The organism is Telluria mixta (assembly GCF_029223865.1).
GTDB classification, from domain to species: Bacteria; Pseudomonadota; Gammaproteobacteria; order Burkholderiales; family Burkholderiaceae_D; genus Telluria; species Telluria mixta.
Map to the genome: position 1 here is coordinate 4,181,757 of NZ_CP119520.1, position 22,466 is coordinate 4,204,222.

A 22,466-nucleotide genomic window follows, 5' to 3' on the forward strand; every position below is an offset into this window, starting at 1 on the left:
GCCAGGTCTCGTCGTTATGCCGCGGACGGCGGGATGGTCAGCAATCGCTCCAGCGTACGCCGGTAGATGTTCTTGAGCGGATCGATGTAACGCACTTCGATGTGCTCGTCGATCTTGTGGATGCTGTCGTTGGGTGGCCCGAATTCTATCACCTGGGGGCAGATGCGGGCGATGAAGCGGCCGTCCGACGTGCCACCCGTGGTCGACAATTCCGTCGTCACGCCCAGTTCCTGCTTGATCGAGCCGCAGATCGCGTCCGACAGCGTGCCTTTCGGCGTGAGGAACGGGTGGCCGGACAGCGTCCATTTCAGGTCGTAGTCGAGGCCGTGGCGGTCGAGGATCGCGTGGACGCGCGCCTGCAGGCTCTCGGCCGTGCTGGCGGTGGAAAAGCGGAAATTGAAGTCGACCTTCATTTCGCCCGGGATCACGTTCGTCGCCCCGGTGCCGGCCGCGATATTGGACACCTGCCAGCTCGTCGGCGGGAAGTATTCGTTACCCTCATCCCATTTCTCAGCAGCGAGCTCAGCCAGCGCCGGCGCCGCCTGGTGGATCGGGTTGCGCGCCAGGTGCGGGTAGGCGATGTGGCCCTGCACGCCCTTGACGACGAGGCAGCCGGACAGCGAGCCGCGGCGGCCGTTCTTGATCATGTCGCCCAGCACGTGGCTGGACGTCGGCTCGCCCACGAGGCAGTAATCGATCGTCTCGCCCCGTTCTTCCAGCAGGTCGCAGACGATGACGGTGCCGTCCGTGGCGGGACCTTCCTCGTCGGACGTGAGCAGGAATGCGATCGAGCCCATATGGTCCGGATGCGCGGCGACGAATTCCTCGACGGCGACGACCATGGCGGCGATCGACGTCTTCATGTCCGACGCGCCGCGGCCGTACAGCTTGCCGTCGCGCCGCGTCGGCACGAACGGTTGCGACGCCCACTGGTTCGCGGGACCGGTCGGCACGACGTCCGTGTGGCCGGCGAACACGAACACGGGCGACGCATCGCCGCGGCGGGCCCACAGGTTCGTCACGCCGTTCGATTCGATCGTCTCGCAGCGGAAGCCGAGCGGCGCCAGCAGGGCCTGCAGCTTCTGCTGGCAGCCTTTATCCTGCGGCGTGACGGAATCGAGCGCAATCAGCTCTTCCGTCAGCAACTGGGTGCGGGACGGTTTCATGCCGGCCAGTCCCCGAACAGGTGTTCGTACTGGTCCGCGGAAAAGCCGACGGACACGCGGCCGCCGCCTTCCAGCACGGGACGCTTGATGACGGACGGATTCTCCAGCATCAGGTCGAGGGCGCTGGCCTTGTCGACGACCTGCGCGCGGCGCTCGTCGGTCAGCTTGCGCCACGTGGTGCCCTTGCGGTTGACCAGCGTTTCCCAATCGATCTGCTCGAGCCAGCGCGCGACGGTGGCGCGGTCCAGGCCCTGTTTCTTGAAGTCGTGGAAATCGAATTCCTGGCCGTTGTCGGCGAGCCAGGTGCGGGCCTTTTTGACGGTGTCGCAGTTGGGAATACCGTAGAGGGTCTTTTTCATGACGGGGTGGGTGTTGCGATTTCGGAAGGCGGGAAGGATAGCACAGGCCGGCTATCCGATGCCTAGTTTAGCAATGGCGGCGGCAGGGCGGCGTTATGTTGATTGGTTAGACAAGGAATTAACATTTCCGTAAGATGATGCGCTTCTGTCAATACATGGAAATCCAATGCGCATTTTCCTTCCCGCCTGTTCGCTCGCGCTATTGGCCGGTTGTGCAACGACACCCGCGCCGCGTTCGCTCGATACGGCCGGCCTGACGGCTGTGCGCAACCAGAGCGTGGCCGTCACGTCGCGGCCGCGGCCGGGTTTCGCCGTGCTCAAGGCCGGTAACATGATGTTCGGTGCCCTGGGCGGCCTCGCAGGCGTAGACGAGGGCAACAAGATCGCGACCGCCAACGGTTTGCCGAACCCGGCCGATGCCATCGCGCAAGAACTGGTCATCGCCCTGCGCGACACCCAGGGGGCGCAGTCCGCCGCACCGGTGGCGGTCGAGACGAACGACGTGGAACGCATCGCCGCGCAGGCGAAGGGCAAGGCGCGCTTCGTGCTCGACGTCGAAACGCGCATGTGGCACGTCACCTATTTTCCGACCGACTGGACGCACTACCAGGTACCCTATGCGGCCGTGGCACGCCTGATCGATGCCGACACGGCCAGGGTGCTGGCCGAAGCGTCGTGCAAGGTCGAACCCGGGACGAATGCCGGCGCGCCGACCTACGACGAGCTGCTGGCAGGCGGCGCGGCGCGGCTGAAGGCGACGATCGCCGCGTCTGTCGCGACGTGTGCCGCCCAGTTCAAGCGCGACATGTTCGCCATGCGCGAGGCGGCTGCGTCGGCCGTCGCGGCGGCTGCGTCGGCACCGGCACCGGCCGCGGAGACCGTCGCCTGGACAGGGACCATGGCCTGCGGCGCCCGCAACGACAGCGGCCCGAACGCGGCGGCCTACGAGGCGAAATTCAGCGTCGACGTGCAGGGGCCGTCGGTGCGCGCGCACCGCAAGACGGCCGACGTCGAGGAAACGCTGGCCGGCGAAGTGCGGGGCGATCAGCTGGAACTGCGGGGCACTGGCAATCGCGTCGCCGACCCGGCGCGCAGCTGGGGATTGGGCGTGAGCGGTGCGTTCGCACCTGGCGCGACGTCGTATGTCGGCAAGGGCAACATGGTCGTGGGCGGCCGGCCGATCCGGGCGTGTGAGCTGCGCATGACGCGCGCGTGAGCGGAATTCGGTTATGCGGGATGCGAGGGCGACTTACTTCTGCGGCTTGAAGGCGTGGCTGTTGTCGAATCCAAACTGATTTTCGTCATACATCCGCTTCATCTTGCGCACCAGATGCGTTTGCAGAACGGGTGGCAGCTTGAAGTAGGATGCGCTGGCAGTGGTCGAGCGTTGCAGGTCCAGGTCGCCTGTGATGGCCCGGACGGCGACTTTCGCGTCACGGTGAAAAGCGATCATCTTCAGCCGGCCTTCATAGGGGTCGCTCAGCATCTTGCCGTTGTCGCTGTCGTAGAAGCGGTAAACCAGGACCGGATCGACCAGGCCATCGCCGTCGATATCGTTCAACTCGGTCAGCTTGGTCCACCATTGCACACCGGCCATCCCTTCCGGTGCGCTATCGTTGACTGTGCCCCTGGCCGCCAGGGTCGGGCCAGCATTTATTTTGAACAAGTACGCGCCGATTTTGCTCGACAAGGTTTCGCCATCGTAGCGACGGTCGCCGCTTTCGGTCAGGTACACCACGTAGTCGCCGCTATTGTCGCGATAGCAGAAGTGGGCGAACACCGGCAAGGTCACCTTGGCAGCCTTGAGGGTATCGCGATGCAGCAGGAAGTCATCGCTGGCGCAGCGCGAATTGGGCACGGCATGCGCATTCGAGGACGACAATATGAGAAGACCAAACAGGAGTGCGATAAGGAAATGCATCGTGGCCGTGCGTAACAGGCAGGGCGGTCAGTCAAGTCAACTATCCAGCGTAAATTCCGTGAACGACGGCCCATCCGGCTCGGCCGGCTTGGGCGCTTCCTCTTCTTTCGCCTTGCTGTCCGGCCCATTGTTGATCAGCCAGAGCAAATTCGTGGCCGAGTCGGCATTGGCGAGCGCCTCCTCCTGCGTGATCAGGTCCGCCTGCACGAGCTCCAAGAGTGCCTTCTCGAACGATTGCGAGCCCGGCGACAGGCTCTTGTCCATCGCTTCCTTGATCTGGCCGATCTCGCCCTTTTCGATCAGGTCCGCGACGTAGCGCGTGTTGACCATGATTTCCACGGCCGCGTGGCGTTGCCCGCCGGCCTTGGCGCGCACGAGGCGCTGCGACACGATCGCCTTGACGGCGGACGACAGGTCCTGCAGCAGGGCGGGGCGGTTCTCGATCGGGTAGAAGCTGATGATGCGGTTCAGCGCGTTGTAGCTGTTGTTCGCGTGCAGGGTCGCCAGCACGAGGTGGCCGGACTGGGCGTAGGCGAGGGCGGCGGCCATCGTTTCCTTGTCGCGGATCTCGCCGATCAGGATGCAGTCCGGCGCCTGGCGCATCGAATTGCGCAGGGCGACGTCGAAGCTCTTCGCGTCGCTGCCGATCTCGCGCTGGTTCACGATCGATTTCTTGTTCTTGAACAGGTACTCGATCGGATCTTCCAGCGTGAGGATGTGGCCGTGGCGCTGCTCGTTGCGGTGGTCGAGCATGGACGCGATCGTCGTCGACTTGCCGGAGCCGGTCGCGCCGACGATCAGCAGCAGGCCGCGCTTCTCCATGATCAGCTCGGACAGCACGGACGGCAGGCCCAGTTCGGCCAGCGGCGGAATCGTGGCGGGAACGAAACGGAACACGGCGGAGATGCTGCCGCGCTGGCGAAAGGCGGACAGGCGGAAGCGGCCCAGGTTGGCGACCGAGATGCCCATGTTGAGTTCGTTGTCGCGGTCCAGCTCTTCCATTTGCTCCGGCGACGCGATTTCGGACAGCAGGACGCGGATGTTCTCGGGCTCGAGCTTGTTCTGGTTGATCGGGATAAGGTTCCCGTTGATCTTGATGTGGACTGGGGAATTGACCGCGAAGAACATATCGGACGCGTTCTTTTCCTTCATCAATTGGAACAGGCGTTCCATCATCATGGCGGTCTCTCCCTTGCTTCGCGGTAATTATTTGCGGTTAAGGGATTCTAACCTGAGGGGCCGCCAATCGGTGGCCCTGATACGTCGTTCCCGCGAAAGCGGGAACCCATGCTGAGTATCAGAAACCACACTGTCGTGCTGTTTGCGACAGTTCGAAGAATGCGGCTTCGGTGCCTCAGCTTGGATTCCCGCCTGCGCGGGAATGACGGTTTTTAGTGCAACGATTAAACGCCGCGCAGCAGCTCGTTGATACCCGTCTTCGCACGGGTCTTCGCATCGACCTGCTTGACGATCACCGCGCAGTACAGGCTGTACTTGCCATCCGGCGACGGCAGGCTGCCCGACACGACGACGGAACCGGCCGGGATGCGGCCATAGCTCACTTCACCGGTCTCGCGGTTGTAGATCTTCGTCGACTGGCCGATGTACACGCCCATCGAGATCACCGAGTTCTCTTCGACGATGACGCCTTCCACGATCTCCGAGCGGGCGCCGATGAAGCAGTTGTCTTCGATGATGGTCGGGTTGGCCTGCATCGGTTCCAGCACGCCGCCGATGCCCACGCCGCCCGACAGGTGGACGTTCTTGCCGATCTGGGCGCAGGAACCGACGGTGGCCCACGTGTCGACCATCGCGCCTTCGTCGACGTAGGCGCCGATGTTCACGTACGACGGCATCAGCACGACGTTCTTGCCGATGAACGAGCCGCGGCGGGCGACAGCCGGCGGGACGACGCGGAAGCCGCCCTTGGCGAAGTCTTCGGCCGAGTAGTTGGCGAACTTGGTCGGCACTTTGTCGTAGAACTGCATGCCGCCGCCTTCGACGGGCACGTTGTTCTCGAGGCGGAACGACAGCAGGACGGCCTTCTTGATCCACTGGTTCACGACCCAGCTGCCGGTGTCCTTCTGGGCGACGCGCATGCTGCCGTCGTCAAGGCCGGCCAGCACGTGGGCGACGGCGTCGCGCACTTCGGCGCTGGCGCTGGTCGGGCTGATGTCTGCGCGCTGTTCCCACGCGGTGTCGATGATGGTCTGGAGTTGTTGGGTCATGATAATGGTCTATACAGGTGGTGTTTCAGGAAGCCTTGAGATCGTTGCAGAACTGGACGATGCGGTTCGCCGCTTCCAGTCCTTCGTCCACTTCGGCGACGAGCGCCATGCGGATGCGGTTGCGGCCCGGGTTGCTGCCGTGCGCGTCGCGCGCCAGGTAACTGCCGGGCAAAACCGTCACATTATATTCGGCGTACAGGCCGCGTGCGAACTCCGTGTCCGACAGGCCCGTGCGGCGCACGTCGGCCCACAGGTAGAAGCCGGCGTCCGGCAGCTCGACATCCATCACCTGCTTCAAGAGCGGGGTGATGAGAGTGAACTTTTCCTTGTACAGGGTGCGGTTCTCCTGTACGTGGCCTTCGTCGTTCCACGCGGCGATCGACGCGGCCTGCACCGGCGGCGACATCGCGCCGCCGCAGTAGGTGCGGTACAGCAGGAATTTCTTCATCAGTTCCGGATCGCCGGCGACGAAGCCCGAGCGCATGCCCGGCACGTTCGAGCGCTTGGAGAGGCTCGAGAACACCATCAGGTTCGCGTACGGATGCGCGCCTTCGCTGCGGCCCAGCTGGTGCGCCGCTTCCAGCGCGCCCAGCGGCGGGGTGGCGCCGAAATAAATCTCGGAATAGCACTCGTCGGCCGCGATGACGAAGCCGTGGCGGTCGGACAGCGCGAACAGCTCGCGCCAGTCGTCCAGCGACAGCACGGCGCCCGTCGGGTTGCCCGGGGAGCAGAGGTACAGCAGTTGGACGCGCGCCCACACGTCGTCCGGCACGCTGGAGTAATCGCAGGCGAAGTTGCGGGCCGGCTGGGAATTCACGAAATACGGCTCGGCGCCCGCCAGGTAGGCCGCGCCTTCGTAGATCTGGTAGAACGGGTTCGGGCTGACGACGAGCGCGCCCGGCTTGCGCGGATCGATCACGGTCTGCGCGATCGCGAACAGCGCCTCGCGCGACCCGTTCACCGGCAGCACCATCGTGGCCGCATCCAGCGCCGGAATCCCGTAGCGGCGCTCCAGCCAGCCGGCGATCGCGGTGCGCAGCGGCTCGTTGCCATGCGTCGTCGGATACGTGGCGAGGCCGGCCATCGCATGCGTCAGCGCTCTCTGGATGAACGCGGGCGTCGGATGTTTCGGCTCGCCGATACCGAGGCTGATGGGCTTGTAGTCTGGATTCGGCGTGACGCCGGCGAACAGCTGGCGCAGCTTTTCGAACGGGTACGGGTGCAGGCGGTCGAGATGTGGGTTCACGGCGATGTGTTTTCCTGGCGATATTCGAGATGAGAAGGGCAATTATAGCCACGTGCCCCGGCCTGCGTTAGTATTGACGTAAGGAATCCTAACCGGACCCATCATCATGCAGCGCTCCGTCGACTATGTCCGCACCCTGACCGCCCAGGCGCGCAGCGCGCGCGCCAACCGCCATCTCGGCTACGCGCTGGCCGGCGTGGCCGGGGCCATGAACGCCGGCGGCTTCCTCGCCGTGCACCAGTACACGTCGCACATGACGGGCATCGTGTCGTCGGCCGCCGACAACCTCGCGCTGGGCGCCGGCGATCTCGTGCTCGACGCGCTCGGCGCCATCGTCTGCTTCCTGCTGGGCGCGGCCACGACGGCGCTGCTCGTCAACTACGGCCGGCGCCGCGCGCTGGCCAGCGAATACGCGTTGCCGCTGCTGTGCGAAGCGCTGCTGCTGCTCGCGTTCGGCGTGCTGGGCGCGCAGCTGTCCAGCATGCAGGGCCTGTTCGTGCCGGCGACCGTGATGCTGCTGTGCTTCACGATGGGCCTGCAGAACGCGCTCGTGACCAAGCTGTCGCACGCGGAGATTCGCACCACGCACATGACGGGCATCGTCACCGACATCGGCATCGAGCTGGGAAAACTCCTGTACTGGAACGCCGACGAGGCGGCGCGCCCGCGCGTGGCCGCGAACCACGAGCGTCTCGCGGTGCTGTGCGGCCTGCTGGGATCCTTCTTCTGCGGCGGCGTGGCGGGCGCGCTCGGCTTCAAGATCCTCGGCTACGTGGCGACGGTACCGCTGGCATTGCTGCTGTGCGGCCTCGCCATCGTGCCCGCGCTGGACGACCTGCGCGCGCGGGCGCGCAAGCGCTGATCGCCCCCTATGTTTTACCGGCCGCGCGCTCGCGCCACGCGCCGGGATTCATCCCCGACCATTCGCGGAACGCGTGCGTAAAGGCGCTCTGTTCCTGGAAGCCGAGGAGGAAGGCGATGTCGACGAGCGACAGGCCGTCCTGGCGCAGGTAATCCATCGCAAGTGCGTAGCGCGCGGCGTCGAGCACCTGCTGGAACGTCGCGCCCGCGTCGGCCAGCTTGCGCTGCAGGGTGCGCGGCGACATATCCAGCGCGGCGGCGATGCCGGCCAGCCGCACCGACTCGCGCGCAAGAGTCTCGACGATGGCCGCATGCGCCTGCGCGACGATGTCATTGGTGGCCTGCGCCCGTTCGCGCAGCAGGCGTTCGGCGTGCTGCTGCAGCAACGGGTACATGCCGGTGTCCGCGGCGGGCAGCGGCAGCGCGAGGAGGGCCGCGTCGAAGTCGGCGGTGTGCGCGGGCGCGCCGAAGTCCGGCATCGTGCCGAGCACGCGCGCGTATTCGGCCGGGTCGGCGTCAAGTGGACGCGCATGCGCGAAGGCGAGGGCGTGCGGCGCGAGCGGCCGGCCCGCGAGCCACGACCCGAACGTACGGATGCCCGCGAACACGCTTTCCGCCAGGTGGCGGCTCGCATGCGGATAGTGGCTCGTCCACGTGTAGCGGGCGAGGGCGCCGCCCGGCTCCAGGCACGAGCGTCCGAGGTCGTGTGCCAGCTGTTCGTAGCGCTGCGTCTGATCGAGCGCCTGGCCGATGTCGCGGCAGGCCAGCAGCACGAGGCCGTACACGCTGTACGTGCCGGGCCGCACGCGCTCGCCGACGTGCAGGCCGAAATGCGGATCGCCAGCGAGGCGGCTGCCCGCGTCGAGCAGGGCGATGTAGTCGGCGGCCGGCAGCGGATCCGGCGCGATGGCGGCGAGACCGGCCTCCGACGCCAGCGCGGCGGCGTCGATGCCGCGCGCGGCCGCCGTCTCCAGCAGCGGCTGCAGATAGGCCGCGGTGACTCTCGGCGGCGTGGCTGGCATGTTCGAACAAGCGCTTGGCATGAATCCGCAATACGGTCGTGATGACGCAAGGCAGTATAGCCGCATAATAAATACGGAGAAAGCATCGATGCGACGCTGGAACGGCTGGGGAGACGATACGATCGAGGTGGCGCTGGGCGAGTCCGCGCTGGATTTCCTGCGGGGGCAGATCGGCGCGGGTACGGCCCCGCGCGACGCGGCGTTCGACACGCTGTGCGCTTCGCTGCCGCCGGGCAGGCTGCCGGCGCATCCGCTGGTCGATGCGACGCCGCCAGCCCGCCTGATGCACGCGGCGGGCCAGAGCCTGCAGGACTGGTTGCGCCTGCGCTACGGCCGCATCGGCACGGCGCCGGATGCCGTCGCGTTTCCGGAAAGCGGTGCCGACGTGCGCACCTTGCTGCGCTGGGCCGCGGACCATGACGCGGCCGTCGTCCCGTACGGCGGCGGCACGAGCGTCGCCGGGCACCTGGACGCCGTCGGCGCGCGGCCGACCCTGTGCATCGACATGGCGCGCATGCGCTCGCTCGTGTCCATCGATGCGGATGCACAGCTGGCCGTGTTCGAAGCCGGCGTGGCCGGGCCGGACCTGGAAGCGCAGCTGCGCGCACACGGCTGCACGCTCGGTCACTTCCCGCAATCGTTCGATTATTCGACCCTGGGCGGCTGGGTCGTCACGCGCTCGTCCGGCCAGCAATCGCTGCGCTACGGCCGCATCGAACAGCTGTTCGCCGGCGGCCGCGTGGAGACGCCCGCCGGTCCGCTCGCCATCCCGACCTTTCCCGCCTCCGCCGCCGGCCCGGACCTGCGCGAGCTGGTGCTCGGGTCGGAAGGGCGGCTCGGCATCCTGACGGAAGCCACGGTGCGCATCAGCCGCCTGCCGGACTACGAAGCGTTCCACGCGGTGTTCTTCCCCGACTGGACGGCGGCCGAACAGGCCGTGCGCACCATCGTGCAGGCGCGATTGGGCCTGTCGATGCTGCGCCTGTCGAACGCCGTGGAGACGGCGACGATGCTCACCCTGGCCGGCCATGGCCGCCAGGTGGCGCTGCTGGAAGCGTGGCTGAAGCTGCGCGGCGCGGGCTCTGATAAATGCATGCTGCTCGTGGGCGCGAGCGGAGAAAAAACGCAGGCGCGCGCCGCCCTGAAGGCCGCGTTGTCTCTGGCGCGGCGCGATGGCGGCGTGCACGTCGGCCGGGGACTCGGCGAGCGGTGGAAGCGCAACCGCTTCCGCAACGTCTACCTGCGCAACAGCGCGTGGGCGCACGGCTATGCGATCGATACGGTGGAGACGGCGCTGGACTGGCCCCGCGTCACGCCCGCCATGCACGCCATCGAACGGGCCGCGCACGATGCGCTCGCGCGCGACGGCGAAAGGGTGCACGCGTACACGCATCTCTCGCACCTGTATCCGCAGGGCGCGAGTGTCTACTCGACGTTCATCTGGCGGCTCGCCGGTGATTACGACGCCGACCTCGCGCGCTGGCGGCTGTTGAAGACGGCCGTGTCCGAGACGATCGTCGCGAGCGGCGGCACGATCAGCCACCAGCACGGCGTGGGCCGCGACCACGCGCCGTGGCTCGCGCACGAAAAGGGAGCGCTGGGCATGGCCGCGCTGCGCACCTTGTTCCGCGAATTCGACCCGGACGGCCGCATGAACCCGGGCAAGCTGGTGACGCCGTGAGCGGCGCGTTCTCCGCGCTGTGGCGGCAAGGCGGCCGCGCGGGCCTCGGGGACGTGCTGGCGCGCGACTGGGACGTGCTCGTGATCGGCGGCGGCATCAGCGGTGCCGGCGTGCTGCTGGAAGCTGCGCGTCGCGGACTCAAGGCGCTGCTCGTCGAGCGCCGCGATTTCGCGTGGGGCACGTCGAGCCGTTCGTCGAAACTCGTGCACGGCGGCCTGCGCTACCTGAAGGATGGCCACGTACGGCTGACGGCGGAATCCGTGCGCGAGCGCGAGATGCTGCTCGCCTGCGCGCCCGGTCTCGTCGAACCGCAGGGCTTCGCGTTCGCGCAGTACGATGGCGCGCGCGGCCGGCGCAGCTTCCTGGCCGGCCTCGCGATCTATGACGTGATGGCGGGCCGGCGCGAACGGCACTGGCTCGATGCCGACGACTTCCTGATGGCGGCGCCGAACGTGAAGCGGGACGGCCTCGCGGGCGGCATCGTCTATACGGACGCCCGCACGGACGACGCCCGTCTCGTGCTCCGTGTGCTGCGCGAAGCGCTCGATCATGGCGCGGCGGCCGTCAACTATCTTGGCGCGCGCGAGCTGCTCCGCTCCGGCGACCGCGTGTGCGGGGCGCTGCTCGCCGGCGACGGTACGGACTACGAGGTGCGCGCCCGGGTCGTCGTCGATGCGACAGGCGCGTGGTCGGGGCCTCTGCACGGTGGCGGCCCCCGCCTGCGTCCGCTGCGCGGCAGCCATCTCGTGCTGCCCGCGTGGCGGTTGCCGCTGGCGCGCGCCGTCAGCCTGATGCATCCGCACGACGGCCGGCCCGTGTTCGCGTTTCCGTGGGAAGGTGCGACGCTGGTCGGCACGACGGACCTCGACCACGCGGAGAGCATGGACCGCGCGGCCCGCATCACGCGCGCGGAAGTCGATTACCTGATGATGGCGTTGCAGGCGCAGTTCCCCAGCCTGCAACTAACCGACAGGGACATCGTGTCGACTTACGCGGGTGTGCGCCCCGTCATTGCGGGCAAGGAGGGCGGGGCGCCGTCGCAGGAGGGGCGGGAGCATGTCGCGTGGAGTTCGGCCGGTCTCGTTGCGATTGCCGGCGGCAAGCTGACGACGTTCCGTGCCATCGCGCTCGACGCGCTGCGGCTCGTGAAGGAGCAACTGCCCGGCTGGGACGATCCGCTCGATGCCTGCGCCGTGTTTGCGCCTGTGCCGCAGGTCGGCGCGGGTGCGCCGCGGCGCCTCCACGGCCGTTATGGCGCGTGTGCGGCTGCCCTGCTGGATGCCGCGCTGCCGGGCGAACTGGCACGCATTCCCGGCACGGAAACGGCGTGGGCCGAGCTGCGCTGGGCCGCGCGCTGCGAAGCGGTGCACCACCTGGACGACCTGCTGCTGCGCCGTACGCGCCTCGGCCTGTTGCTGCGCGACGGCGGCACGGCGCATATGGAGCGCATCCGCGCCATCTGCCAGCCGGAACTCGGCTGGGACGATGCGCGCTGGGCGCGGGAAGACGCGGCCTATCGCGAGCACTGGACCACTCACCACGGTTTGCCACATGAAGACTGATACGACGACGATCCTCGCCATCGACAACGGCACCCAGAGCGTGCGCGCTTTGCTGTTCGACCTCGCCGGAAACATCGTCGCCAAATCGCAGGTGATGCTGGACCCGTATTTTTCCACGCAGCCCGGCTGGGCCGAGCACGATCCGGAAGATTACTGGCAGGCGCTGTGCCGCGCATGCCAGGGCCTGTGGACGCAGCCGGGCGTCCGCCGCGACTCCATCGCGGGCGTGGCCGTGACGACGCAGCGCGGCACCGTCGTCAACCTGGACCGCAACGGCCGGCCGCTGCGGCCCGCGATCACGTGGCTGGACCAGCGTCACACGGACACCGTGCCGCCGATCTCGTGGGGGTGGCGCACGGCGTTCAAGCTGGCGCGCGTGGACGGCACCATCGATTATTTTCGCGGCGAAGCGGAGATCAACTGGATCCGCGCGCACGAGCCGGACGTGTGGGCGGCGACCGACAAATTCCTGCTGCTGTCCGGCTACCTGAACTGGCGGCTGTGCGGGCGCTTCGCGGATTCGTCCGGCTCGCAGGTCGCCTACATCCCGTTCGATTACAAGCGCCGCCGCTGGGCCGGTCCGCGCGACTGGAAGTGGCAGGCGCTGGCCGTCGAGCCGCGCATGCTGCCGGAACTCGTCGAGCCGGGCGACCACCTGGGCGAGATCGGGCGGGACGCATCCGACGCCACCGGCATCCCGGCCGGCACGCCGCTGCTGGCCGCGGCGGCCGACAAAGCCTGCGAAGTGATCGGCGCCGGCTGCCGCGAGCCGCACGTGGGGTGCCTTAGCTACGGCACGACGGCCACCATCAACACGACGGGGACGCGCTACGTCGAGGTGACGCCGTTTTTACCGCCGTATCCGGCCGCGATTCCCGGCGCGTACAGCAGCGAGGTGCAGGTATTCCGCGGCTACTGGATGGTCAACTGGTTCAAGGAGCAGTTCGGCCACCGCGAGCAGCAGCGCGCGCTGGCGGAAGACGTCGCTCCCGAGCAGCTGTTCGACCAGCTGGCGAGTTCCGTCCCGCCGGGTTCGATGGGCCTGATGCTGCAGCCGTACTGGACGCCCGGCATCCGCGTGCCGGGCCGCGAGGCAAAGGGGGCCATCGTCGGCTTCGGCGACGTGCACACGCGGGCGCACGTGTACCGCGCGATCCTGGAAGGCCTCGCGTACGCGCTGCGCGAAGGGAAGGAGCGCATCGAGAAGAGAAGCGGCGTGGCGATCACGGAACTGCGCGTGTCCGGCGGCGGTTCGCAGAGCGATTGCGCGATGCAGCTGACGGCCGACATCTTCGGCCTGCCGACGGCGCGGCCGCACGTCTACGAGACGTCGGGCCTGGGGGCCGCCATCGACGCGGCGGTGGGCCTGGGCCTGCACCGCGACTTCGCGACGGCGATCGGGGCGATGACGCGGGTGGGGCGCGTGTTCGAGCCCGTGCCGGCGCACCGCGACGTGTACGATCGGCTGTACCGGCAGGTCTATCTGAAGATGTATCGGCAGTTGCAGCCGTTGTATCGGGAGATTGCGGAGATTACGGGGTATCCTGAGCGATGATGACTACCGCAAAGACAAAGTACGAAAAACTGATTGCAGCGTATGAGGAATTCACTGGGACGATCGCTGGCATGAATGATCGAATGGCTGCAATGCTGTGCACCTTGTGCGAGACCACAAAGCGCAACTATGTACAAGCGCTTGCGTCGTGATGGACCACCTCGAGTTGATGCGGGACCCGGCCCGCACATTCCCATCCGTTGCCGATCCCGATGCCGTGCGCCAGGCAACGATATGGCATTGCCGGTATGCGAGTCTCGCACCGCTGGCCGGGCTGCGCCACCTGGAACGACTCGTGATCGCCACGTTTCCCGATGCGTCGCTCGAGTTCCTCGGACGGCTCGAACAGCTGCGCCATCTGCGTATCATGCATATGCCAAAGGTCAGCGATATCGAACCATTGGCCGGGCTGACGCAGCTGACGTCGTTATCCTTGTCGACGCTGCCGAGCTGGGACGCTTCCGGCAAGACGACGACCGTCCGCTCGCTCGAACCGCTGGCGGCACTGCCGGCGCTCGCCCATCTGGAACTCCTTGGCATCTGCCCGCCCGACAAGTCGCTCGTCCCGCTGGAGCAGTGCCCCCATCTGCGCACGGCCCGGTTCTCGCACTACCCGGCAGCCGAAGTGGAGCGGTTCTTCCGCCAAACGGCGGTTGCGGATCAGTTCAACCCTGTCTGAATGGTCGCCCGAAATCGTTACGCAGACATGGGTTTGCCAGGGCGATCAGTGGCCGCCCCGTAGTGGATGTCGACTTGCAGGTCGATGTGGCCCGACGCGGTTTTACTGAGGCGCAAGCGCCTCAGCACGATCGTCGGGGCCTGGTCGACCGGCGTGTGCAGCTCGGTCTGGAAGACGTGCCTGCCGTCGGTGCGGGGTCGAGGGCGGACTCTTCGACGATGTAGCGCGGGGCGAGCCCCTGCGCCGGTACACCTTGCCACGGTAGACGATGGACCGATAGTTGGCCCAGATGGCGTAGCCCAGGCTGAAATGCCCGGGTTCGCCTCGTGCGTCGCCGAAGCCGGTATGGCGCAGTTCGAAGCCGTCGACGCCGCTGACCGCGCGGGTCCCGATTCTCAATACACCGCAGCGTCCTGCACCACGTCCCACGCCGCCCCGACGATGGTCGACTCCACCCGATTGCGCCCCCCGGCCTTGGCCGCATACATGGCCCGGTCCGCGCACACGAACAGGTTGTCGATCGCATCGAGCTGCGTCGGCACGATCGTCGCCACGCCCACTGACACCGTGAGCCAGGTCGACGTCGTCGAACGCGGGTTCAGGATTTCCAGCGCCAGCACGGCGGCGCGGATCATCTCTGCCAGGCGCTGTGCGGTTTCCGCGGGCGTTTCCGCGAACAGCAGCACGAATTCCTCGCCGCCGTAGCGGGCCGCGAGATCGGTCGGACGCGCGGCGTGGTCCTGCAGCGTCTGCGCGACCTTCTGCAGGCAGACGTCGCCCGCCGCGTGGCCGAGCGTGTCGTTGTACAGCTTGAAGTGGTCGACGTCCAGCACGACCAGCGACAGCGGCTGGGCGTTGCGGATGGCGCGGTGCCATTCCTTGTCGAGGAAGGCGTCGAAGTGGCGGCGGTTGGCGATCTTGGTCAGCGGGTCCAGCATCGCGGCGCGCTGCAGCGCGTCCTCGGACTGCTTGTGGTGCGTGATGTCGTGCAGCAGGACGACGAACAGGCCGTCGGCCGCGTGCATCGGCGTCATCGTCAGGTCCATCGCGCGCAGGCCGCCGTCGCGGTGGCGGATCTTGACCTCGCGCGTGCCGTAGGCCAGCGCATCGAGGCCTTCGCAGCAGCCGGGTTCATGGCAGTCCAGCAGATCCTTCAGCGACTGCCCGACCAGTTCCTCGGGCGCATAGCCCAGGTAGCGGTCGCACGCGGGGTTCGCGTACTGCACGCGGCCGCAGCTCTCCACGATCAGCAGGCCCTGGTCCATGCTGTTGACGATCATGCGCAGGCGGTCGGTCTGTTCGGACTGGGTCTCGGTGCTGCTGCGCAGGCGCAGCTGGGCGCGCACGCGGGCGCACACTTCTTCCAGGCGCAGGGGCTTCGGGATGTAGTCGGCAGCGCCGGTGTCGAAACCGGCGACGATGTCTTCCGTCTCGCCGCGCGCACTCATGAAGATCACGGGGATGCGCGTCGTGGCCGGATGCGCTTTCAGGCGGCGGCACGTTTCCAGGCCGTCGATGCCGGGCATGACGATGTCCAGCAGGATCAGGTCCGGCTTGACGCGTTGGGCGATGTCCAGCGCGCGGTCGCCGGAAGTGGCGACGAACGTCTGGTAGCCTTGACGCAGCATCATCGAACGCAGCATGCCGAGGTTGTCGGGTGCGTCGTCGACGATGAGAATGGCGGGCTTGCGCGGGTCGGCAAGCGGCACGGGCGCTGGGTTGGTCATACGGTGCTTTGCGGGGACTGCACGTTGATATTGCGTGCAAAATCATACACCCGCAGAGCTGACATAGGGCAATAAGTTCTTTTACAACTGGAAAAATTTGTAACTTTTGCGCAACTTACAAGTGTTTGGCTTGTTCAACAATTGTTGATGCCCGGCGGCATTTCTGCCGCCGGGCTGGCACAAGCGCTTACATCTGGTCCTTGATCAGCTTGCCGAGCGTCGCAATGCCTTCGCGGATGCGTTCTGGCGGCACGGTGACGAACGACAGACGCAGCGTGTTCGTTTCCGGCTTGTTCGCATAGAACGGGGCGCCCGGGACGAACGCGACGCGGGCGGCGATCGCCTGGTCCAGCAGTTTCATCGCGTCGATGTGCTTCGGCAGCGTGACCCAGATGAACATGCCGCCTTCCGGACGGGTCCATGTCACGCCTTCCGGGAACTGCTCGGCCATCGCGTCCAGCATCACCTGGCACTGGTTCGCGTACAGGTTGCGGATGGTCGGGATGTGTTCGTTCAGGAAGCCGTCCTTGACGACTTCGTGCACGACCATCTGCGTCAAGGTGGCGGTGTGCAGGTCGGCGGCCTGCTTGGCCAGCTCGAGGCGGCGCACGAGCGGCAGCGGGGCGACGACGTAGCCCAGGCGGATGCCTGGCGTCAGCACTTTCGAGAACGAGCCCATGTAGATGACGCCGTCCGGGTTCATCGACAGCATGCGCGGCATCGGCTCGCCCTTGTACGACAGCGCGCCGTACGGATCGTCCTCGATCAGCGGCAGGCCGAGGCGGGCGCAGGTTTCCACCAGTTCGCGGCGGCGTTCGATCGACAGCGAGCGGCCGGTCGGGTTCTGGAAGTTCGGCAGCGAATACAGCAGGCGCGCACCCTTGGCCAGCGGCTCGATCGACGACGGCACGAGGCCGTGGTCGTCCGTCTCCACCGACTGGAATTCCGGGCGGTAGACCGAGAAGGCTTGCAGCGCGCCGAGGTAGCTGGGGGTTTCCACCAGCACGCGCGAGCCTTCGTCGATCAGGACTTTACCCAGCAGGTCGAGGGCCTGCTGCGAGCCGGACACCATCAGGATCTGTTCCGGAACGATCTTGCTGCCTTCCGTGGACAAGTAATTCGCCACCCATTCGCGCAGCGGCGCGTAGCCGTCCGTCGGGCCGTACTGCAGGGCCTGCTTGCCATTCTCGGACAGTACTTTGTCGTAGGCCGCCTTCATGCGTTCGACGGGGAAGGTGGCGGGCGAGGGCAGGCCGCCGGCGAAGGAAATGATTTCCGGACGCTGGGTGATCTTCAGGATCTCGCGGATTGCCGAGCTTTGCAGCTGCTGGGCGCGCTCCGAGAACTGCCACTGGATGGGATTGGGATTTTCGATTTTCATACTGGTCTCACAGGAAGGGCCACGATGGTGCGTCGGCCATTATAAAGCACGCCGGGTAGGCTGCTCTCTCGATAGAGGAGCACGCCTGATAAGCATGCTCCGGTTAAATTTTTGCAACTGGACGATAGCTTACGCCACTTCGGCGATCAGTTCGATCTCGACACAGGCACCCAGGGGCAGCGACGACACGCCGAACGCCGAGCGCGCGTGCTTGCCGGCGTCGCCGAACACTTCGCCCAGCAGTTCCGAGCAGCCGTTCGTCACGAGGTGCTGTTCCGTGTAGTCCGGCGTCGACGCGACCAGGCTCATCACCTTGACGATGCGCTTCACACGGTTCAGGTCGCCGCCGACGGCCGCCTGCAGCGTGCCGATCAGGTCCACCGCCACGGCGCGCGCCGCTGCCTTGCCCTGTTCCGTCGTCTTGTCGCGGCCCAGGATGCCGGTATTCACCGTGCCGTCCGCATTCTTGCTGATGTGACCGGACAGGAAGATCGTGTTGCCGGTCTGCGCATACATGACGTAGGCGGCCGCCGGCGTCGCCGGTGCCGAGAGGGTGATGTTCAGTGCGTTGAGTTTGTCGTAGACGGACATGGATTCCCCAGGGTTGTTTGAAAAGAAAGCCGTTATTGTACGACTTGCCGGCGGGCGAGGGCAGCGCTGGACGCATATCCATTATCGCCTCACCTGCATGCGTCGGCCCAGCGCCACGGTTGCGATCACGGCCAGGGCGAAGCCGACGTTGGCAAGCGTGAGCGTTTCACCGAGCAGGGCGGCCGCGCCGGCCAGCGACAGGAACGGCTGCAGCAGCTGCACCTGTCCCACGCGCGCCACGCCGCCCAGCGCCAGGCCGCGGTACCAGAAAAAGAAGCCGATGAACATCGAGAAGACGGTGACGTAGCCGAACCCGAGCCAGCTCGCGGGGCCGACGTCGCCCAGGCGGCCGATCTGCTCGCCCTCCAACGCCAGCAGCAGGACGGCGGCCGGAACGGCGGCCAGTACGAGCGCCCAGCAGATCGTTTCCTGCCCGCCCAGCGTGCGCGCCAGACGGCCGCCTTCCGCATAACCGGCCGCGGCGGAGACGATCGCGCCGAACATCAGCAGGTCGGCCGCCTGCAACGCGCCGCCGCCCTGGCCCAGCGCGAACGCGACGACCAGGCTCGACCCCAGCAGCGCGACGAGCCAGAACCCGTTCGACGGCCGCTCGTAGCCGCGCAGCGCCGCGTACAGCGCCGTCGCCAGCGGCAGCATGCCCGCCAGCACGGCGCCGTGCGACGCCGGTACGCTGCGCATCGCGATCGAGCTGAGCAGCGGAAACCCGAGCACGCAGCCGAGCGCCACGATGGTCAGCGGCCGCAGCGCCGCGCGTCCCGGCCAAGCGACGCGCCGCATGCGCAGCCAGCCGGCCGCCAGCACGGCCGCGCCCAGTGCGCGCGCCAGCGTGAGGAACAGCGGATCGAGCTCGCGCACCGCGAGCCGCGTGAACGGCAGCGTGAGGCTGAAGATGGCGACGCCGATCAGGCCGAGCAGCATGCCGCGCGCTTCGTCGGACGGCGTGACCAGGGGTGTGGTCGGGGTGAGTGTCGTGGGACGCATACGTTCTCCGGTTGTCGTTGCAGCAAACTTTGGTCAGGGTTATGCTAGTCCCGAAGAGCAGTACAGTCCCTATACACTTACCGATATCCTTTACGCACTGTATTGCAAAAATGACCGATACAACGATACCGACATTGCTGTCACGCGATTCCGGCGAACCGCTGGCCGACCAGATCGTCCGGATGATCAGCGCGCGCATCGACGACAAGCAGCTGCGCGCGGGTGCGCGCATGCCCTCGATCCGTCGCTTTGCCGCCGCGCACGGCGTGTCGCCGTTCACCGTCGTGGCCAGCTACGACCGCCTCGTCGCGCAGGGCTACCTGGAATCGCGCCGCGGCGCCGGCTTCTTCGTGCGCGAGCGCGCGCCGCTGAATACGGCATTGCGCCGCGACGATCCGGACAGCGCCGGGGTGATGGAGAAACGCGCGCTGGACGTCGTCTGGCTGGTCCGCCACATGTTCCGCCAGATGCCGGGCCAGCCGACGAGCGCGGCCGGCGTCTTGCCGACGGCGTGGCTGGACGGGCAGGGCGTCGCCAACGCGCTGCGCGCGGTCAGCCGCCAGAACGGCAGCGCGCTCTTGAACTACGCCGGTCCGCAGGGCTATGCGCCGCTGCGCGAACAGCTGCAGCGCAAGCTGGCGGAACTGGAAATCGCGGCCGCGCCCGAACAGTTCGTGACGACGCTCGGCGTGACGCAAGGCCTGGACCTCGTCGCACGCGAATTCTGCCGCCCCGGCGACACCGTGTTCGTCGACGACCCGGCGTGGTTCCTGATGTTCGGCTCGTTCGCCGCGATGGGCCTGAAAGTGGTCGGCATCCGGCGCCAGGCGGACGGCCCGGACCTGGTCGAGTTCGAGGCGCTGGCGGCGCTGCACAAGCCGCGCCTGTACATCATCAATTCGGTGCTGCATAACCCGAGTTCGACGTCGCTGTCGGCCGCGAAGGCCTTCCAGATCCTGCGCATCGCCGAGCGCCACGACATCACGATGGTGGAGGACGACATCTATTGCGACCTGCACCCGGGCGGTTCGCAGCCCGCCACCCGGCTGGCGGCGCTCGACCAGCTGCAGCGCGTGATCTACCTGGGCGGTTTTTCGAAATCGCTGGCGCCGAACCTGCGCGTGGGCTTCATCGCGGCCTCGAGCGACATCGCGCAGCGCCTGGCCGACCGCAAGATGCTGGCGACCCTGAGCACGAGCGACCTGGGCGAGCGGGTCGTTTATAAAATCCTGTCCGAGGGCGTGTACCGCAAGCACCTGGACCGCATCCGCGCCCGCCTGGACGCCATCCGCCCGTCGGTGCTGCGCCGCATCGAGTCGCTCGGCATGATCCTGGAGCCGGCGCCGACGGCCGGCATGTTCGCGTGGGCCGACTGCGGCCGCGACACCAACGTGCTCGCGGCGCGCGCGATGGACGAGGGCCTGCTGCTCGCGCCGGGCAGCCTGTTCTCGCCGAACCAGCTGCCATCGACGAAGCTGCGCCTGAACGTGGCGGCCATGGAAGATGACACCGCGTGGCGCTTCCTCGAGCGCTCATTGGCCTGATGGTCAAGGCAGCTTGATCGACACGACGCCGGCCAGCAGCACCATCGCGCCCACGAGCCGGACGCCGGAGACAGCGCTTTTCGGCAGGCCGAACAGGCCGAACCGGTCGGTCAGGATCGCCACGACCTGCTGCCCGGCGATCGTGAAGCCGACCGTCGCGGCCGCGCCGATCACCGGCAACGCGAGGAACACGGTCGTGACGTAGCACACGCCCACCGGTCCGCCCAGCCAGGCCCACCACGGCACGGCGCACAGTCCGCCGAGCTTCGGGCGTTCATTGCGGTTCAGCGCCATCACGAGGGCGAGTACGGTCGCCATGCCCGCCGTCGCCACGGCGAAACTCGTGAGCGACACGACCAGCGGCGCACCGACCGTCCGCGCGACGGCCGCGTTGAGCGCACCCTGCACGGGCAGCACGCCGCCGCACAACGCGGCTGCCGCCACCCACGCAGGCTCGATCCGGCGCGGCGGGGCGCCCGCGGCGGGACGCTGTCCGCGCACGATCAGGAGGATGCCGGCGGCGACGCACGCGGCGCCCAGCCACGTGAACGGTCCAGGCGCACGCTGGACGACGCCCAGCAGGCCGGCGCCGTCCAGCAGCAGCGACGTAAACGCCTGCCCCGCGATGAACAGGCCGATCGTGGTGACGGCGCCGATGCGCGGGATGAACACGATCCCCGCGACGACGTACATGGCACTGGCGAGGCCGCCCAGCAGCTGCCACCACGGCACCAGTCCGAGCCGGCCCAGTGCGGGCAGGGCGCCGCCGGCGGCGACGGCCAGGAACAGCAGGATGGTGGCGACGAACAGTTGCAGGGTCGCCGCGGCGAACGGGCTCGCGACGGCCTTGCCCAGGCGCGCGTTGGCGGCCGCCTGCAACGGCAGGCCGCAGCCCGCCAGGAAGGCGATAACAATATAAATCGTATTCATGAATGCTCCAGGACTTTGAGACCGGCGATGCCGCCGAAGACGAACGCCATGCACAGCATCCGCGCGGGCGACAGCGGCTCGGCGAAGACGGCGACACCGACGAGGCTGACGCCGAGCGCGCCGATGCCCGTCCAGACCGCGTACGCGATCCCGAGCGGTAGCGTGCGCACGGCGGCGGCCAGCAGCCAGATGCTGCCCAGCGCGGCGAGCACGGCCAGCAGCGAGGGCACGGGCCGGGTGACGCCCGCCGATGCCTTCAGTGCGAAGGCCATGACGACCTCCAGCACGCCGGCCGCGAACAGTTGCGCCCATGCGGCCATGTCAGGCTTTCCGCATCTTGATCCGGGCCCGCTCGACGGCGGGGCGCCCGGCGATCCTGCGCAGCCACGCTGCCACGTGCGGATAGCCGGTCATGTCGATGCCCAGTTCGTCGTAGGTCGCCAGCCACGGGTAGAAGGCGATGTCGGCCACCGTGTACTCGTCTCCCGCGACATGGGTCGAGACGGCCAGCCGGCGTTCGATCACGCCGTACAGCCGCTGCGTTTCGCGCGTGTAGCGGTCCAGCGCCATCTGGTTGCGCTCAGGTGCGGCATGGCGGAACCACCACAACTGCCCCAGCATCGGCCCGACGCTGGCCGCCTGCAGGAACAGCCATGGCAGGACGATGTCGTCATCCGGGAGCAGCTTGCCCGTGGCGCGGCCGAGGTGGACCAGGATCGCGCACGATTCGAACAGGCCCTGGCCGGTGCGCTCGTCGACGAGTGCGGGGATCTTGTTGTTGGGGCTGATCTGCAGGAATTCGGGCGCGAACTGCTCGCCGGCGCCCAGGTCGACGTGGCGGACCCGATAGTCCAGGCCGAATTCTTCCAGCGCGATGATGAGTTTCCTGCCGTTCGGCGTATCGGCGACATAAGCGGTGTACATACTGTCCTCCTGTGTTTGACAGGAAGAGCGTAGCTTGTGCAAGAATGGATGAACATTCGATTTATTCAGACATTTCCTGTCTGTTTT

At 67.2% G+C, this 22,466-nt stretch carries 21 protein-coding genes; 7 read left to right on the forward strand and 14 right to left on the reverse strand.

Going from position 1 to position 22,466, the window contains the following annotated elements; translation table 11 throughout:
* Window positions 1-14: 14 nt before the first annotated feature.
* A complete protein-coding gene (gene dapE / locus P0M04_RS18640) occupies window positions 15-1,166 on the reverse strand; it encodes a succinyl-diaminopimelate desuccinylase (protein WP_259447599.1) in 1,152 nt (383 codons plus the stop codon).
* Window positions 1,163-1,525, reverse strand: a complete 363-nt coding sequence (locus P0M04_RS18645) for an ArsC family reductase (RefSeq protein WP_259447598.1) — start codon at window positions 1,523-1,525, stop codon at window positions 1,163-1,165. Before P0M04_RS18645 ends, dapE begins: the two co-directional genes overlap by 4 nt.
* 166 nt (window positions 1,526-1,691) lie before the next feature.
* Between P0M04_RS18645 and P0M04_RS18650 the strand changes: the two genes are divergently transcribed.
* Window positions 1,692-2,741, forward strand: coding sequence for a YajG family lipoprotein (locus P0M04_RS18650; protein ID WP_259447597.1), 1,050 nt, complete (start codon window positions 1,692-1,694; stop codon window positions 2,739-2,741).
* Window positions 2,742-2,774: 33 nt separating this feature from the next.
* Here the strand turns inward: P0M04_RS18650 and P0M04_RS18655 are convergent, their stop codons facing one another.
* The 4 genes from P0M04_RS18655 to dapC form a co-directional block, all read right to left on the reverse strand.
* Window positions 2,775-3,446, reverse strand: a complete 672-nt coding sequence (locus tag P0M04_RS18655) for a hypothetical protein (RefSeq protein WP_259447596.1) — start codon at window positions 3,444-3,446, stop codon at window positions 2,775-2,777.
* A gap of 36 nt (window positions 3,447-3,482) precedes the next feature.
* Complete coding sequence (locus P0M04_RS18660) at window positions 3,483-4,625, reverse strand: PilT/PilU family type 4a pilus ATPase (RefSeq protein WP_259447595.1); 1,143 nt, start codon at window positions 4,623-4,625, stop codon at window positions 3,483-3,485.
* Window positions 4,626-4,849: 224 nt separating this feature from the next.
* Complete coding sequence (gene dapD, locus P0M04_RS18665) at window positions 4,850-5,674, reverse strand: 2,3,4,5-tetrahydropyridine-2,6-dicarboxylate N-succinyltransferase (protein ID WP_259447594.1); 825 nt, start codon at window positions 5,672-5,674, stop codon at window positions 4,850-4,852.
* 25 nt (window positions 5,675-5,699) lie between these two features.
* A complete protein-coding gene (dapC, locus tag P0M04_RS18670) occupies window positions 5,700-6,920 on the reverse strand; it encodes a succinyldiaminopimelate transaminase (protein ID WP_259447593.1) in 1,221 nt (406 codons plus the stop codon).
* 106 nt (window positions 6,921-7,026) lie between these two features.
* On the opposite strand from dapC, the gene P0M04_RS18675 reads away from it, so the two are divergent.
* Window positions 7,027-7,782: a YoaK family protein gene (locus P0M04_RS18675; RefSeq protein ID WP_259447592.1), complete on the forward strand. Its 756-nt coding sequence runs from the start codon at window positions 7,027-7,029 to the stop codon at window positions 7,780-7,782.
* A 7-nt stretch (window positions 7,783-7,789) separates the two neighbouring features.
* On the opposite strand, the gene P0M04_RS18680 is transcribed toward P0M04_RS18675, so the two are convergent.
* Window positions 7,790-8,803 carry an AraC family transcriptional regulator gene (locus tag P0M04_RS18680; protein ID WP_259447591.1) on the reverse strand — a complete coding sequence of 338 codons (1,014 nt, stop codon included), beginning with the start codon at window positions 8,801-8,803 and terminating at the stop codon, window positions 7,790-7,792.
* A gap of 88 nt (window positions 8,804-8,891) precedes the next feature.
* Between P0M04_RS18680 and P0M04_RS18685 the strand changes: the two genes are divergently transcribed.
* The 4 genes from P0M04_RS18685 to P0M04_RS18700 all read left to right on the forward strand — a co-directional run bounded on the left by P0M04_RS18685 (window position 8,892) and on the right by P0M04_RS18700 (window position 14,280).
* Entirely contained in the window at window positions 8,892-10,484 is a 1,593-nt protein-coding gene (locus tag P0M04_RS18685) for an FAD-binding oxidoreductase (RefSeq protein ID WP_259447590.1), read from the forward strand.
* Window positions 10,481-12,046, forward strand: coding sequence for a glycerol-3-phosphate dehydrogenase/oxidase (locus P0M04_RS18690; protein ID WP_259447589.1), 1,566 nt, complete (start codon window positions 10,481-10,483; stop codon window positions 12,044-12,046). The genes P0M04_RS18685 and P0M04_RS18690 overlap by 4 nt, the downstream gene beginning before the upstream one ends.
* A complete protein-coding gene (locus P0M04_RS18695; protein WP_259447588.1) occupies window positions 12,036-13,601 on the forward strand; it encodes an FGGY-family carbohydrate kinase in 1,566 nt (521 codons plus the stop codon). Before P0M04_RS18690 ends, P0M04_RS18695 begins: the two co-directional genes overlap by 11 nt.
* Window positions 13,602-13,752: 151 nt before the next feature.
* On the forward strand, window positions 13,753-14,280 hold the full coding sequence (locus P0M04_RS18700; protein WP_259447587.1) for a hypothetical protein: 528 nt from the start codon (window positions 13,753-13,755) through the stop codon (window positions 14,278-14,280).
* Window positions 14,281-14,675: 395 nt separating this feature from the next.
* Here P0M04_RS18700 and P0M04_RS18705 read toward each other — a convergent pair whose 3' ends face one another.
* The 4 genes from P0M04_RS18705 to P0M04_RS18720 form a co-directional block, all read right to left on the reverse strand.
* Window positions 14,676-16,007: a diguanylate cyclase gene (locus P0M04_RS18705; protein ID WP_259447586.1), complete on the reverse strand. Its 1,332-nt coding sequence runs from the start codon at window positions 16,005-16,007 to the stop codon at window positions 14,676-14,678.
* A gap of 187 nt (window positions 16,008-16,194) precedes the next feature.
* Window positions 16,195-17,388, reverse strand: coding sequence for an aminotransferase-like domain-containing protein (locus P0M04_RS18710; RefSeq protein WP_259447585.1), 1,194 nt, complete (start codon window positions 17,386-17,388; stop codon window positions 16,195-16,197).
* Between the two features lie 129 nt (window positions 17,389-17,517).
* Window positions 17,518-17,979, reverse strand: coding sequence for a RidA family protein (locus P0M04_RS18715; protein ID WP_105375586.1), 462 nt, complete (start codon window positions 17,977-17,979; stop codon window positions 17,518-17,520).
* A gap of 81 nt (window positions 17,980-18,060) precedes the next feature.
* Window positions 18,061-18,981 (reverse strand): DMT family transporter, encoded by a 921-nt coding sequence (locus P0M04_RS18720; protein WP_259447584.1) that lies wholly within the window; start codon window positions 18,979-18,981, stop codon window positions 18,061-18,063.
* Window positions 18,982-19,091: 110 nt separating this feature from the next.
* On the opposite strand from P0M04_RS18720, the gene P0M04_RS18725 reads away from it, so the two are divergent.
* Window positions 19,092-20,525, forward strand: coding sequence for an aminotransferase-like domain-containing protein (locus tag P0M04_RS18725; RefSeq protein ID WP_259447583.1), 1,434 nt, complete (start codon window positions 19,092-19,094; stop codon window positions 20,523-20,525).
* A 3-nt stretch (window positions 20,526-20,528) separates the two neighbouring features.
* On the opposite strand, the gene P0M04_RS18730 is transcribed toward P0M04_RS18725, so the two are convergent.
* Genes P0M04_RS18730 through P0M04_RS18740 form a run of 3 tightly spaced genes read right to left on the reverse strand, consistent with a single transcriptional unit; the run spans window position 20,529 to window position 22,379 of the window.
* Window positions 20,529-21,455: a DMT family transporter gene (locus P0M04_RS18730; protein ID WP_259447582.1), complete on the reverse strand. Its 927-nt coding sequence runs from the start codon at window positions 21,453-21,455 to the stop codon at window positions 20,529-20,531.
* Window positions 21,452-21,775, reverse strand: a complete 324-nt coding sequence (locus tag P0M04_RS18735; protein ID WP_259447581.1) for a DMT family transporter — start codon at window positions 21,773-21,775, stop codon at window positions 21,452-21,454. Before P0M04_RS18735 ends, P0M04_RS18730 begins: the two co-directional genes overlap by 4 nt.
* A 1-nt stretch (window position 21,776) precedes the next feature.
* Window positions 21,777-22,379 (reverse strand): glutathione binding-like protein, encoded by a 603-nt coding sequence (locus P0M04_RS18740; protein ID WP_259447580.1) that lies wholly within the window; start codon window positions 22,377-22,379, stop codon window positions 21,777-21,779.
* Window positions 22,380-22,466: the final 87 nt, after the last annotated feature.